The following is a 13,462-nucleotide window of genomic DNA, read 5'->3' on the forward strand; positions in this document are numbered from 1 at the left end:
TTACTTGAGTCGGGTGATATTGGCGCCAACGGCGGACAGCTTGTCTTCCATGCGGTCGTAGCCGCGGTCCAGGTGGTAAATGCGGTCCACCAGGGTCTCGCCTTTGGCGGCCAGGCCGGCGATCACCAGCGAAGCCGATGCGCGCAAGTCGGTCGCCATCACCGGCGCGCCGATCAGCTGCCCGACGCCGTCGATGTAGGCGGTATTGCCGTCGATGGAGATCTTCGAGCCCAGGCGGTTCATTTCCTGCACGTGCATGAAGCGGTTCTCGAAAATGGTTTCGGTCACCTTGCTGCTGCCGCCGGCAATCAGGTTTACCGCCATGAACTGCGCCTGCATATCGGTCGGGAAGCCCGGGTATTCGGTGGTGCGGAAGGACACCGGTTTCGGGCGCTGGTCCATCCTGGCACGGATCCAGGTGTCGCCCACGGTCAGCTCCACGCCCATCTCGCGCAGCTTGTCCAGCGCCACGTCGAAGATGTCGGTGCGGGTATTGCGGATGGTGATGTCGCCGCCGGCTGCTGCGACTGCGCACAGGAAGGTCGCCGCTTCGATCCGGTCGGAGATGACATCGTGTTTGGCGCCGTGCAGGGAGGGCACGCCCTGGATCACCAGGCGGTCGGTGCCGATGCCTTCGATCCTGGCGCCCATCGCCACCAGCAGGTTCGCCAGGTCGGTCACTTCCGGCTCGCGCGCGGCATTTTCCAGGACCGTCTCGCCTTCGGCCAGGGTGGCAGCCATCAGCAGGTTTTCGGTGCCGGTCACGGTGATCATGTCGGTGACGATGCGGGTGCCCTTCAGCTTCTTGCACTTGGCGTAGATATAGCCGCCGTCAATGGTGATCTCCGCACCCATGGCGCGCAGGCCCTTGATGTGCTGGTCGACCGGACGCGAACCGATGGCGCAGCCGCCCGGCAGCGACACCTTGGCTTCGCCGAAGCGCGCCAGCAGCGGACCCAGTACCAGGATCGATGCGCGCATGGTCTTCACCAGCTCATACGGCGCTTCGCACTTGTCGATCTTCGAGCCGTTCAGCGTGACCTTCTCGCCATCCTGCTGGACCGACAGGCCGGTCTGGCGCAGCAGCTTGAGCATGGTCGCCACGTCGTGCAGCAGCGGCACATTGGTCAGTTCCAGGTCGCCTGCGGTCAGCAGGCCAGCGCACAGGATGGGCAGGGCAGCGTTCTTGGCGCCGGAGATCTTGATGTCGCCGACCAGGCGCTTGCCGCCGGTGATGAGCAGTTTGTCCATATTCTTCTTATCCTTGGAATTCTTCAGGGGTCAGGGTTTTCATCGACAGTGCATGGATCTCTTCGCGCATGCGGTCGCCCAGCGCGGCATACACCAGCTGGTGGCGCTGGATCAGGCGCTTGCCGGCGAAGGCAGGCGACACGATCACGGCCTGGAAGTGCTGGCCGTCGCCTTCCACCTGCAGGTGGGTGCATTCAAGGCCGGCAGCGATATAGCTGTGGATTGCTTCTGGAGTTGTGGTCACTTTGAATTCCTCAATAAATCAGTGGCGCAGGCGATAGCCGCTGCGCAGAAGTTTGATGGCGAGCAGCGCCAGCACCACCAGGAAGGCGGAGACGATGGCGACGCTGATCCAGGGGTTCACGTCGGACTGCCCGAAGAAGCCATAGCGGAAGCCGTCGATCATGTAGAAGAACGGGTTCGCATGCGATATGGCCAGCCAGAACGGCGGCAGCGAATGGATCGAATAGAACACGCCGGCCAGGAAGGTCAGCGGCACGATCAGGAAATTCTGGAAGGCGGCCAGCTGGTCGAACTTCTCGGCCCAGATGCCGGCGATCAGGCCCATGGTGCCGAGGATGGCCGCGCCGAGCAGGGCGAACACCAGGATCCACAGCGGCGCCGTGAAGCTCAGGTGCGCGAACCAGGCGGTAATCGCGAACACGCCGAAACCGACGGTGATGCCGCGCACCATCGAGGCCAGCACATAGGCGGAGAAGATCTCCCAGTGCGACAGGGGCGTGAGCAGCACGAACACCAGGTTGCCGGTAATCTTGGACTGGATCAGCGACGACGACGAGTTGGCGAAGGAATTCTGCAGCACGCTCATCATCACCAGGCCCGGGATCAGGAAGGCGGTGTAGGTCACGCCCGGATAGACCTCGATGCGGCCCGACAGCACATGGCCGAAGATCAGCAGGTACAGCATGGCGGTCAGGATCGGCGCGGCAATCGTCTGCGTCGCGACCTTGTAGAAGCGCAGCGTCTCTTTGTAGACCAGGGTGCGGAAGCCGGTGGTGATCATACGATGTTCTCGTCCATGATTTGCAGGAAGATGTCTTCAAGGTCGGCCTGCTGCAGCTGCATCTCGTCGATGCTGATGCCGCCCTGGCGCAGGCGCGCGAGGATGCCTTCCACTTCCGCGTAATCGTTGATGCGCAGGCTGTACTTGTTGTCTTCCGGCGGATGGTTCAGCAGCGGCTGCAGCTCTTCCGGCAAGCTGTTGTGCGGCAGGTGCAGCACCAGCTGCGAGCCGGAGATGCGGCGGATCAGCTGCGACATGGTGTCCAGCGCCACCACCTTGCCCAGCTTGAGCATGGCGACGCGCTTGCACATGGCTTGCGCTTCTTCCAGGTAGTGCGTGGTCAGCACGATGGTGTGGCCTTCGCGATTCAGGCGCGAGATGAACTTCCACAGCGTCTGGCGCAACTCGACGTCGACGCCGGCGGTCGGCTCGTCCAGCACGATGACCGGCGGCTTGTGCACCAGCGCCTGCGCCACCAGCACGCGGCGTTTCATGCCGCCGGACAGGGCGCGCATATTGGTGTCGGCCTTGTTGGCCAGGCCCAGCTCTTCCATCACCTCGTCGATCCACTTGTCGTTGTTGCCGAGGCCGAAGTAGCCGGACTGCAGGCGCAGCGTTTCACGCACGGTAAAGAAGGGATCGAACACCAGCTCCTGCGGCACCACGCCCAGCTTCTTGCGCGCGGCGCGGAAATCCGACACCACGTCATGGCCGTGAATCCTCACTCCGCCGGCGTCGGCGCGGATCAGGCCGGCAATGATGGAGATCAAAGTGGTCTTGCCCGCGCCGTTCGGACCGAGCAAGCCAAAGAACTCGCCTTCTTCGATTTTCAGGGACACGCCGCCAAGCGCCTGCAGCGCCTTGTAGCGCTTCTGGACGTTGCTGATTTCGATTGCTGTCATGCTTACTTGTATAGATAACTGGGACAACGATGACCGTTGCGAAGGCGCGCGCGCAACAGGCGCGGTAGACGGTCAATTATAGGGGAAATTTGGCTCGGGCTCGCCGAGTCAACAATTTCAGGTGCCGGGTGCCGACAGGCGCAGCCTGTTGGCCCCTGATACCTCTAGGTCATGCGGGCGGGAGTGGGGCGGGGGTCAATGATGATGCAGGTCGGCGGGCGACACGAGCGTGCACACGCCGTAGAGCTTGGTCAAGCTCTGGAGCTGTCCTGGCAGGTTGCGCAGTTCCAGCTTGATGCCGTTCTGAGCGGCAGCGCGCTGCCATGCCAGCATGACTGACACGGCAGCGGAATCCACGGCTTCCACCTGGCTCAGGTCGAACACGGTCTGGCCGGCGCGCAGCGCAGCCAGGCCCTGCGCCAGCGCTTCCGTGGCGTTGGCCACGGTCAGCGACTTCAGCGCAAGCTGGTTGGAAACAGTGGTATCAGGCATTATTTACCTGCAGTCTTCAGCGGCTTGGAAGCGAGCTTCTTGTTCTTTTCGGACAGGGTCTTGATCAGGCCGTCGATGCCGCCTTTCGAGATTTCCGAAGAGAAAGTGCCTTTGTAGGCTTCTACCAGCCACGCGCCCAGCACGTTGATGTCATAGATCTTCCAGCCGGCATCGGTTTTGGCGACGCGGTAGTTCAGCTGGATCGGCTCGCCGCGTGCCTGGTTCACCTGGGAGCGCACTTCCACTTCGGTGTCGCCTGGGGACGAACGCATAGGCTTGAAGTCGACGGTCTGGTCTTTCACCTGGGACAGCGCGCCCGAGTAAGTGAAGATCAGCAGGGTGCGGAATTCAGCGGCCAGCTGCTTTTGCTGTTCCGGGGTCGCTTCGCGCCAGTAGCGGCCGGCTGCCAGCGAAGTCATGCGCTGGAAGTCGACGTAAGGCAGGATCTTGGTTTCCACCAGGTCCATGACTTTCTTCTGGTTGCCAGCCTGGATGTCCTTGTCGGACTTGGCAGTTTCCAGCACTTCGGAGCTGATGCGCTTGACCAGTACGTCCGGCGCTTCGTTGGCTGGAGCAGTAGCGGCAAATGCGCTGGTGGCGAACGCTACCGTTGCGACCGCGATCAGTTGTTTGATCAGATTCATTGTTCTTTACCTATGTAGGGTTGTGTTCCGGATCACAGGCTGGGTTTGCTTTCAGCCGGTTCCGGCATTATAGCCTGAGGCTGCTTTGGGGCCTCGTCCTCCACTTCAGGCTGCTTCTGCTTGTCCTTTGGACCGTCTTCCCCATCGTAAACCTGGCTGTTACGGCGCTGCATCCAACCGTCACGGATGAACTCGTAGCGGTCGAGGGCGGCATCTTCAAGCAGCGTGGAAGCGTCCAGCAGGGCTGCACGCTGGTCCACAACGCGAAGAACGGTGCCGACGTTGCGCACGTTGACAGGATCTTTGTATTGCCATGGGTCGGCAGTGATATCCGCCGGCAGGGCGGCAGTGTCGCGCACGGTCGACGGACCCAGCAGCGGCAGCATCAGGTAAGGGCCGGACGGCACGCCCCAGGAACCCAGGGTCTGGCCAAAATCTTCTTTATGTTTTTGCAAACCTGCTTCGGACGCAATATCGAGCACGCCCAGCAGGCCGAAGGTCGAGTTCATCGCCACGCGCATCAAGTCCGACATGCCATCGCCGACCTTGCCTTGCAGCAAGTTGTTGGCGGCAGTCCAGACGTCGCCCAGGTTACCGAAGAAGTTGCTCACGCCGGTCTGGAAGAAGCCCGGGGTCACGTTCTTGTAGACGGTGGCGGTCGGCTTCAGCGCATATTCATCAACCTTGTCGTTGAAGTTGAAGACGGCGCGGTTGAAGCCTTCATACGGGTCGCGTGGATTGGTGCCAGCGCAGCCGCTCAGCGCGCCTGCCACCGCCAGGCTCAGGGCAAGTGTACGGAATTTGCTCATTGGGAGTCCTTTCCTTCAGCTGCCTTGCTATAGATGAACTGGTTGATCAAGTCTTCCAGCACGGTGGCCGACTGGGTGCGGGCAATGCGGTCGCCCGCAGCCAGGTTCTTGTCGTCGCCACCGGCTTCGATACCGATGTACTGCTCGCCCAGCAGGCCGGCAGTCAGGATCTTGGCCGAGCTGTCTTTAGGGAACTTGAAGCCTTCTTCCATATCCAGGGTAACGACTGCCTTGTACACCTTGTCGTCAAAGCCAACCGAGGCCACACGGCCCACCACCACACCGGATGCCTTTACCGCAGCCTGCGGGCGCAGCGAACCGATATTGTCGAAGCGGGCGGTCACCTGGTAGGTCTTGCCCATGGTCATGGAGCCAAGGTTACCGGCTTTCAGCGCCAGGAACATCAGCGCAGCAGCGCCCATCACGATGAACAGGCCAACCCAAACGTCGAGAGATTTACGTTGCATATCAAATCCTTAGTCAGCGGTGTCAAGTCCTGACACCGGTTTTTACTTACTGAACATCAGCGCCGTCAGCATGAAGTCGAGCCACCAGATCATCAGGGAAGAGATGACCACAGTGCGCGTTGTCGCGCCGGATACGTCTTCCGGGGTAGGCTGGGCTTCATAGCCTTGGTACAGCGCGATATAAGTGATGGCTACGCCGAACACCACACTTTTCACGAATCCATTGAATACATCTTTCCACACGTCGACGCCGCCCTGCATCTGCGACCAGAACGCGCCTTCGTCGACACCGATCAGCCCAACGCCGATCAGGTAGCCGCCGAGGATACCGACCGCACTGAACATGCCGGTCAGCAGCGGCACCGAAATGACGCCCGCCCAGAAACGCGGCGCCAGCACGCGCTGGATCGGGTTCACGGCCATCATTTCCATGGCGGACAGCTGTTCGCCCGCTTTCATCAGGCCGATCTCCGCGGTCAGCGAAGTACCGGCGCGGCCGGCGAACAGCAGGGCCGTGATGACCGGGCCCAGTTCGCGGGTCAGGCCCAACGCCACCAGCAGGCCCAGCGATTCGGAGGCGCCGTACTTGTTGAGAGTGTAGTAACCCTGCAGGCCCAGCACCATGCCAACAAACAGGCCGGACAGGATAATGATCAGCAGGGAGTAGTTACCGATCACATGCAGCTGTTCGACCAGCAGGCGCGGACGGCGCAGCAGGCCGGGCGACAGCCCCAGCATGACGAACAGGGTACGGAAGGAAAGGCCGATGCTTTCCACGTAATCGCGTGCGCCGCCACCTACGCTGAGCAGGAAACGGCGCATCATTTGCGTGCTCCCAGGCCGAGGTCTTCGGCCAGCGATTTGCCCGGATAGTGGAACGGCACTGGGCCATCCGCTTCCGCGTGCACGAATTGCTTCACGTAAGGGTCAGTCGAAACCATCATATCTGCCGGGGTGCCGTGGGCAACGATCTTGCCCTGCGACAGGAAATAGACATAGTCGGCGATCATGAACGACTCTTTCACGTCGTGCGAAACCAGGATCGTGGTCGAGCCGAGCGCATCGTTCAGGTTGCGGATCAGGTTGGCGGTCACACCCATCGAGATCGGGTCGAGGCCGGCGAACGGCTCGTCATACATGATCAGTTGCGGATCCAGCGCGATCGAGCGCGCCAACGCTACCCGGCGCGCCATGCCGCCGGAAATTTCGCCCGGCTTCAGCTTGGCTGCATTGCGCAGGCCCACCGAGTGCAGTTTCATCAGCACCAGGTCGCGGATCAGTTCTTCCGGCAGGTCGGTATGTTCGCGCAGCGGGAAGGCCACGTTTTCATACACGCTCAGGTCGGTGAACAGCGCGCCATGCTGGAACAGCATGCCCATTTTGCGCCGCAGCACATACAAGTCCCTGGTCTTCAACTTGTGAACGACCTGGCCTTCCACGCTGACGGCACCTTTTTGCGGGCGGATCTGGCCGCCTACCAGGCGCAGGACGGTGGTTTTACCGCTGCCGGAACCACCCATGACAGCCACCACTTTCCCGCGCGGGAAGTCCATATGGAGACCGGACAGGATCGCCCGCTTCCCATAGCTGAAGTGTAAGTCACGGATTTCGACTAAATTTGACACTGATATGTCGCTCTTTGTTCTTGAGGCCACATTGTAATTCAGAAACGGTTCTCTCTGCTTGGAGCCCCGTAGCGGCCTGGGTGGTACAGCTAAAGAGGTAAATTTTACAACACTAATAACCGCAAAGTCAGCAATTTACAAATTGAAACGCTTGTTGAATGGAGTTCAGTGCTGCAAGGCAGCAAATTCCTGCTATTTTAATAACTTTGGCTCATTCATAGGAAAAAAGGCATGAAAATTCGTCGGACGGTCCTCGCTTGCTCCCTGGCAGCTATTTCGGTCCAAGCCTTGGCGGAAAGCGACAAGATCGAAGTTGTCACTGTCACTGCGCAAAAGCGCAAGGAAGATCCGAACAAGGTGGCGATGAGTATTTCCGCCATCAGCGGCGCCTCGCTGCTGTCGCAGCAGGTCGACGATTTCACCGACCTGACACGGGCCGTGCCGAATATTTCCTTCACGGCCGCCACCGGCAACGGCGGTGCCGGGCCCGGCACTTCCAATATCGAAATCCGCGGCATCAGCTCGGCGGCCGGCCAGGCCACCGTCGGCATCTACCTTGGCGACGTGTCGCTGACGGTGGGTAACCTGTATACCATGGGCACGGTGGAACCGAAGTTCTTCGACATCGACCGGGTCGAAGTGCTGCGCGGCCCGCAAGCCACGCTGTACGGCGCCAGCTCCATGGGCGGCACCATCAAGTTCGTGCCGAACGAGCCGGACCTGAAAGAGCGCGAAGCCACGGCCTATGCCGAAGCCTCCTCCACCAAAGGCGGCAGCCCAAGCTATTCCAGCAGCGTGGTCGGCAACTTCCCGCTGGTCGACAATGAACTGGCGCTGCGCATCGGCGCCCAAGCCCAGCGCTCGGGCGGCTTCATCGACCAGGTGGACGGCGACGGCAAGGTGCTGGCCAGCGACATCAACAAGATCAAGGACCAGGAACTGCGCGTAGCCCTGAAATGGGCGCCGACGCGCGACCTGAGCATTACGCCATCGATCTATTACCAGCGCGTGGACGCCAAGGATATCGCCGCCTTCAACCTGGACCGTCCGCCATACCAGGCGCAGAAGCAGGTGCGCGAGCCTTCCATCGACAAATTGCTGACGCCGAACCTGGCGGTCAACTGGGACCTGGGCGCGGCCGACCTGACTTCCAGCACCAGCTATTTCCTGCGCAAGTTCGACCGCACGCAGAACGGCTCGGCCTACAACAGCTATTCGCTGTCGACCTTCCTGACCTCGACCGCCGATGGCGGCAATGCTCCGCCGCAGCTGATCGAAGCGATTGCCGGCCTGCCGTCGGCGGTCTACCTGAATAATGCGGTGCGTCAGATCTCGCAGGAATTCCGCCTGGCCTCCAAGCCTTTTGCAGCCGGCGGTTCGCCTGTGACCTGGCTGGTGGGCTACTACTTCTCGAACCAGCACACCAACCTGAATGAGAATGACCCGATCTTCGGCATCAACGACACCTTCACCCAGTTCGGCTTCTCCAGCGCAGATCCGGACCTGCTGCCGGGCGCCTATCCCGGCGCTTTCCCGAACGACAATTCATTCGCCGGCGAATTCCACTACCGCGAAAAGCAGAATTCGATCTTCGGCGAAGCGAATTACTATTTCTCGCCCACGCTGCACGCCACCATCGGCGCGCGCTACCTGAAGGGCGAGTCTGCGCTGGCACAGCGCAACAGCCTGTACCTGGCCGGCGCCGGCAACAACAGCACCACCAAGCTGTCGTCGCACGCCTTCACGCCGAAATACGCGGTGACCTGGGAAGCCACGCCTGACCACACCATCTACGGCTCCGTTGCCAAAGGCTTCCGCCTGGGCGGCTCCAATGTATTCGTGCCGCCCACCACGTGCGGCCCGGACCTGGAGGAGAACGGCCTGACCGCCGGCCCGCCGACCTACGCCTCCGACAGCCTGTGGAGCTATGAGGTCGGCAGCAAGTCGCGCTTCATGCAGGGCCGCGTTGCCGTCAATGCCGACGTGTTCTACGTGAAGTGGAAGAACATCCAGCAAGGCGTCTACCTGCCGACCTGCGCCTACTCATACAACGCCAACGCCGGCAACGCCACCAGCAAAGGTTTCGAGTTCGACGTCAAGGCCAAACCGATGGCCGGCCTGACCCTGGGTGCGGCCGGCGGCTATGTGAAAGCCGAACTGTCGAACGACGACGGCATCGCCAATGGCGTCGTCGGCGCAGTCAAAGGCGCGCAAGTGCAGGGCGTGCCGAAGTACAATGGCACCGTCACCGCGCAATACAATTTTTCGACCGCCGGCGGCCGCAGTGCGTTCGTGATGGGCGGCGTGCAGTGGGTCGGCCCAAGTAAAGGCTCGCTCAATCCCGAGCAGACCGATTACGAGCGCCCTGGGTACCACACCGCCAACTTCAGCACGGGCATCTCGATTGACCGCTACCAGCTGACTGCCTTCATCAAGAATGCCTTCGACGAAGACAAGGTCATCCAGCACCCGCAGGTCGCCTCGATCGTGCAGGGCTACCGTTTGGCGCCGCGCAGTATCGGCATGAGCATCGCAGCGAAGTTCTGAAGTATGGCGAAATCGCATGGTGGCGCACGACTTTTGGTGGACGGCCTGCCTTACCAGGGTCGTCGCGTTAATTTCGACCGCACGGCAGAAGATTCGAAAAGCTACCAGAAAAACCTGTACGCGCAACTGCTTGCTGCGCAGGCAAACCATCGCCCAGTTGCGGTGGGTTCCCAGCGCCAAGCGCCAGTCACAGTGAGATCAATCCGTTGAAAATAGCGATCCTGGGTGGTGGCGTTGCGGGCGTCAGCTCCGCCATTCTTCTTAAGCAGATGGGCTTTGACGTTTCCATCTATGAGCGGCATGCTGCCTCATCGAACATAGGCGCCGGCATAGTCGCCTGGCCCAACGCGTGCTTCGTTCTCGAGCAGCTCGGCGTGCTGGACGCCGTCAAGTCGGTCGCGGGCTCCCCGGCAAGCATGCGGCGGCTTTCCCGTAGCGGCGAATTCCTGGGTTCGATAGATATCGAACTGATCAACAAGCAGATGGGCTATCCCAGCCTTTCAATACTGCGGAGCGACTTCCAGGGCATCCTCGAATCGAAGCTGGCATCCTTGGGCGGCTTCGTGGAATTCGGGAAAACGGTCATAAGCATCAGGCCGCGAAGCGCAGGGCAAGCGGAAGTCCAGTTCCAGAATGGCCAGGCGATAACGGCCGACGTCATTATTGGCGCCGATGGTCGTATGGCTTCCCCTGCAAGGCGCTACGTGCATGGTAATAACACCCCCGTCTACCAGGGATTTATCAATTGGGTTGGGGTTTGCGAGCTTGAAGGAGATTACTTCGACAGGATTGAAGTCTCGGATTACTGGGGCGTGGGAGAGCGCTTCGGCATAGTTGCTGTCGCAGGAAATAAGGCGTACTGGGCTGGCGGTGTCGCTTGCACCGAGATCTCGCCAAAGGTGCCGGCCCATTACAAGGATGAACTGGCCTCCGCCTTCGCTGGCTGGCCTGCCCCGATCCAGGCAATGATTGAACACACCCCGCTTGAGCGGATGAACAAGATTTACGTCCACGACCACGACCCCATCGGGACCTGGCATAGGGACAACGTTATAGCGATAGGCGATGCGGCACATGCTTCTCTTCCAACATCTGGCCAAGGCGCATGCCAGGCGCTGGAAGACGCATGGCATCTTGCGGCATGCCTGAAAGAGTCCAGCCAGGACCTGCCGCAGGCATTTGCAAAGTTTACCGAAATCCGTTTGGACAAAACCACCGGCATTACGGTCGCAGGCCGCCGGCTCGCCGCATCGCTATTCAATCGGGACCAGGAATTCTGCAGGGTCCGGAACGACATCAGCAAGAACACGGACTTCCAGGCACTGGCCGAAGCCATGGCCACGGGTTGGAGTCATCACTTACCACTCATGCCCCGCCAGGCTCGCGAACTATAGCTGCTTCTACGCCATTCCTATGTGGACTGCGGCCTGGCCGTGGGCAGGACCGAGAGTCCGTCGATCCGTCTCGCCTGGCCGGCGGCAACGTCAAATGCAATAATGGCGTCTTCAAAGCAGACATCGAACACGCATAAGCCGCCATTGGCCCGAAGCCGTTGGGCACGGAAATAGTGAGCGCCGTTCAGCGCCGCCGGCGCTGCCTCCCAACCCATGGGTTGGCCCCAGCGCGTGACCTGGAAACCGTGCGCCTCAAACCAGCGCGCCATACCAGCCAGCCGCTCGGGGTTATCCGGCACCAGCAGGTCGACATCGGACGGCAAGCCAGCCTCCTCTTCCAGCGCCAGCCAGCGCGCAAAGCCGCCATAGACTATCGCCTCGGGAAAGTCCGCCGCCAATTCGTGCAGGCAGCGCAGGCTGTCTTGCAGATCGATCGGCCTGGGCTCCTTACGGGCAATCAGCGCGTACTCGTGGGAGCGGTTGCTCTGCACCGCCATTGGCGGCAGTGCTTGCGCTGGACGTGGGTAGAGCAGGATGCGCTCGTCAACGAGAGTGAAATGCTCCGCCAGCATGCGTCCAATATCCCATGCCATCGGCACGAAATGGGCGCCGATACGCAAATTTTCCGCCATCACGACCAGGTGCCCGCCATCGCGCAACGCCGGCTTCAGCGCCTTCAGCACGCGATAGAACATGCCGAGGAAATCCGCATAGCTGCGCGCGCTATACAACTGCGCCGCCGCGTCATCGCTGCATTGCCAGCGGCAGCCGAAATAGGGGACATTCGTCAATATGAGGTCAGCCTGGGGCAGGGATGCGGCCAATTCGACCAGGTCGCCGGATAGTACAAGCTGGTTGCGCGCACCGAGCCGCTGCAAGCGCTCCGTCGCGATAGCAGCGCGCGCTTGCTCCAGCTCGATACCGATGCCGCGCCGTCCCTCGAGCGAAGCGGCGACCAGGGTTGTGCCAAAGCCGTTGAACGGATCGACCACCAGCCCGGCCGCAGGTGAAAAGTGCCGGATAAAGGGCCGCATCTGTTCGACCCAGCCGCAATCGCGCGCGCCGAAGGCATCGCGCGCCGCCAAGTCGGGCGGCAGGTCGAATGCCTGGTCACGCTCGCGCAGCAGGAGCCAGCTGTTGTCATCCATTGGCCTGCTCCTGCCGGCTTGCTGCAAACAGCACATGACGCTCCGGATTCCAGTCGCCGCACAAATTGCCGTTGGCATGGAATACCAGCTTGTAGACGTTCCCGGAATCGTGCTGCCGGTGCATCTGCGAATAGTCGGACGCCTCGAACGTAACCTGCATATCCCTGAACCTGCCGCGCAGGTTCCAGAAGTAATAGCCTTCGGTAACCTGTTCGAAGGCGAAATCGCCGGCGAATACCGGCGCGGCAAGGCATTGCGCCAGCAGGGCATTCATCGACACGCGCGCCGCACCGATGTAGCGCGCCGTGACATTGGCCCTGTAGCCGTCGTCCAGTTTCGAGAATTCGCGGAAGATGACAGAGCGGATACCCAATCCATGGGCCCACGCCAGATAGCGCATGATGTCGTCCACCCGCGACACCCCGCCCTGCTGCACGATGCAAACCAGCTTCACATTCACGCTGTCCGCCAGGCTGCGCACCATCGCTTCAAAAGGCTGCTGGTACTGGACTTCGATGCCATGCCTGAAGCGCATGATCGACTGGTTGGCCGCTTCATCAAAGTGGTGCCGTGACAGCTCCACCCAATCCAGGCCGAAGCCTGCCAGCCGTTGCAGCAGTGCTTCGCCTTGCGAGGGTACGGCCAAGCCCGCGCCGTTCGAGTACAGCACGCGGTTCAGCACTGGAGAAACGGCCGCATGCCGCGCAAGAACGTCGAGCATCGCACCCATCCAGCCTGCATCGTCGGTGGTTTCCAGCCCGGACAATGAATATGAAAGAGGCAAACCTCGCAGTTCATGGAGCGCGCTTTCCAGGCCGGCGAAGTAGTCCGGGCCAGGCCGCAATCCGCTGGATGGACGCGCGGCGCCTGTTTCGACCAGGGTCTCCGAACAGAAGCGGCAACGTGCGGAACATGGCTGCGCCGAAGCGTAAGGCGTAAAAGTGACCGGCTGGGCGATGCGGTAAGCCTGGCCGCCGATCCTGTGCCAGCGCCAGCGCTCTTCGTCGGCAGGATCGGGGGCGCGGAACGCGACGGTTGGAACAGACTTTGGCAATGCCGAAAGTACGGGTGCCGCAAACAGCTTTGCCGAAATGTCGCCAGTGAGGGGCCGGATGGGGATGATGCTGTATTCATTCATACGAATTGCCTTTGCAAAGCC

General features: G+C 61.1%; 14 protein-coding genes. 2 read left to right on the forward strand and 12 right to left on the reverse strand.

All coding sequences use genetic code 11. The annotated features are described in order from the left end of the window. The 10 genes from murA to ASE26_RS13290 form a co-directional block, all read right to left on the reverse strand. Complete coding sequence (gene murA / locus ASE26_RS13245) at positions 1 to 1,251, reverse strand: UDP-N-acetylglucosamine 1-carboxyvinyltransferase (RefSeq protein WP_055938979.1); 1,251 nt, start codon at positions 1,249 to 1,251, stop codon at positions 1 to 3. Positions 1,252 to 1,258: 7 nt separating this feature from the next. Further along, positions 1,259 to 1,495: a BolA family protein gene (locus ASE26_RS13250; RefSeq protein WP_055938984.1), complete on the reverse strand. Its 237-nt coding sequence runs from the start codon at positions 1,493 to 1,495 to the stop codon at positions 1,259 to 1,261. 18 nt (positions 1,496 to 1,513) lie between these two features. Continuing rightward, a complete protein-coding gene (locus ASE26_RS13255; RefSeq protein ID WP_057246384.1) occupies positions 1,514 to 2,275 on the reverse strand; it encodes an ABC transporter permease in 762 nt (253 codons plus the stop codon). Then, on the reverse strand, positions 2,272 to 3,177 hold the full coding sequence (locus ASE26_RS13260) for an ABC transporter ATP-binding protein (RefSeq protein WP_055939001.1): 906 nt from the start codon (positions 3,175 to 3,177) through the stop codon (positions 2,272 to 2,274). Before ASE26_RS13260 ends, ASE26_RS13255 begins: the two co-directional genes overlap by 4 nt. A gap of 195 nt (positions 3,178 to 3,372) precedes the next feature. Next, the gene (locus ASE26_RS13265; protein ID WP_055939004.1) at positions 3,373 to 3,669 is read right to left on the reverse strand and encodes a lipid asymmetry maintenance protein MlaB; all 297 of its coding nucleotides are present in this window, start codon (positions 3,667 to 3,669) and stop codon (positions 3,373 to 3,375) included. Next, positions 3,669 to 4,313, reverse strand: a complete 645-nt coding sequence (locus ASE26_RS13270) for a phospholipid-binding protein MlaC (protein ID WP_057246385.1) — start codon at positions 4,311 to 4,313, stop codon at positions 3,669 to 3,671. The genes ASE26_RS13265 and ASE26_RS13270 overlap by 1 nt, the downstream gene beginning before the upstream one ends. Before the next feature lie 32 nt (positions 4,314 to 4,345). Continuing rightward, positions 4,346 to 5,122, reverse strand: coding sequence for a VacJ family lipoprotein (locus tag ASE26_RS13275; protein ID WP_055939010.1), 777 nt, complete (start codon positions 5,120 to 5,122; stop codon positions 4,346 to 4,348). After that, on the reverse strand, positions 5,119 to 5,589 hold the full coding sequence (gene mlaD, locus ASE26_RS13280) for an outer membrane lipid asymmetry maintenance protein MlaD (RefSeq protein WP_055939012.1): 471 nt from the start codon (positions 5,587 to 5,589) through the stop codon (positions 5,119 to 5,121). Before mlaD ends, ASE26_RS13275 begins: the two co-directional genes overlap by 4 nt. A gap of 42 nt (positions 5,590 to 5,631) precedes the next feature. Further along, positions 5,632 to 6,414, reverse strand: coding sequence for a lipid asymmetry maintenance ABC transporter permease subunit MlaE (mlaE, locus tag ASE26_RS13285; RefSeq protein ID WP_055939015.1), 783 nt, complete (start codon positions 6,412 to 6,414; stop codon positions 5,632 to 5,634). Next, entirely contained in the window at positions 6,411 to 7,214 is an 804-nt protein-coding gene (locus tag ASE26_RS13290) for an ABC transporter ATP-binding protein (RefSeq protein WP_055939017.1), read from the reverse strand. The genes mlaE and ASE26_RS13290 overlap by 4 nt, the downstream gene beginning before the upstream one ends. A 231-nt stretch (positions 7,215 to 7,445) precedes the next feature. Here ASE26_RS13290 and ASE26_RS13295 point away from each other — a divergent pair, with 231 nt between their 5' ends. Then, positions 7,446 to 9,761 (forward strand): TonB-dependent receptor, encoded by a 2,316-nt coding sequence (locus ASE26_RS13295; RefSeq protein WP_055939020.1) that lies wholly within the window; start codon positions 7,446 to 7,448, stop codon positions 9,759 to 9,761. A 206-nt stretch (positions 9,762 to 9,967) separates the two neighbouring features. Then, complete coding sequence (locus ASE26_RS13300; RefSeq protein WP_055939023.1) at positions 9,968 to 11,155, forward strand: FAD-dependent monooxygenase; 1,188 nt, start codon at positions 9,968 to 9,970, stop codon at positions 11,153 to 11,155. 17 nt (positions 11,156 to 11,172) lie between these two features. Here ASE26_RS13300 and ASE26_RS31840 read toward each other — a convergent pair whose 3' ends face one another. Further along, positions 11,173 to 12,303, reverse strand: coding sequence for a DNA methyltransferase (locus ASE26_RS31840; protein ID WP_055939026.1), 1,131 nt, complete (start codon positions 12,301 to 12,303; stop codon positions 11,173 to 11,175). After that, positions 12,296 to 13,441 carry a hypothetical protein gene (locus ASE26_RS31535; protein ID WP_055939028.1) on the reverse strand — a complete coding sequence of 382 codons (1,146 nt, stop codon included), beginning with the start codon at positions 13,439 to 13,441 and terminating at the stop codon, positions 12,296 to 12,298. Before ASE26_RS31535 ends, ASE26_RS31840 begins: the two co-directional genes overlap by 8 nt. Between the last annotated feature and the right edge of the window lie 21 nt (positions 13,442 to 13,462).

Origin of the sequence: Duganella sp. Root198D2, from assembly GCF_001428585.1 — a bacterium.
In the GTDB taxonomy this organism is placed as follows: Bacteria; Pseudomonadota; Gammaproteobacteria; order Burkholderiales; family Burkholderiaceae_D; genus Rugamonas.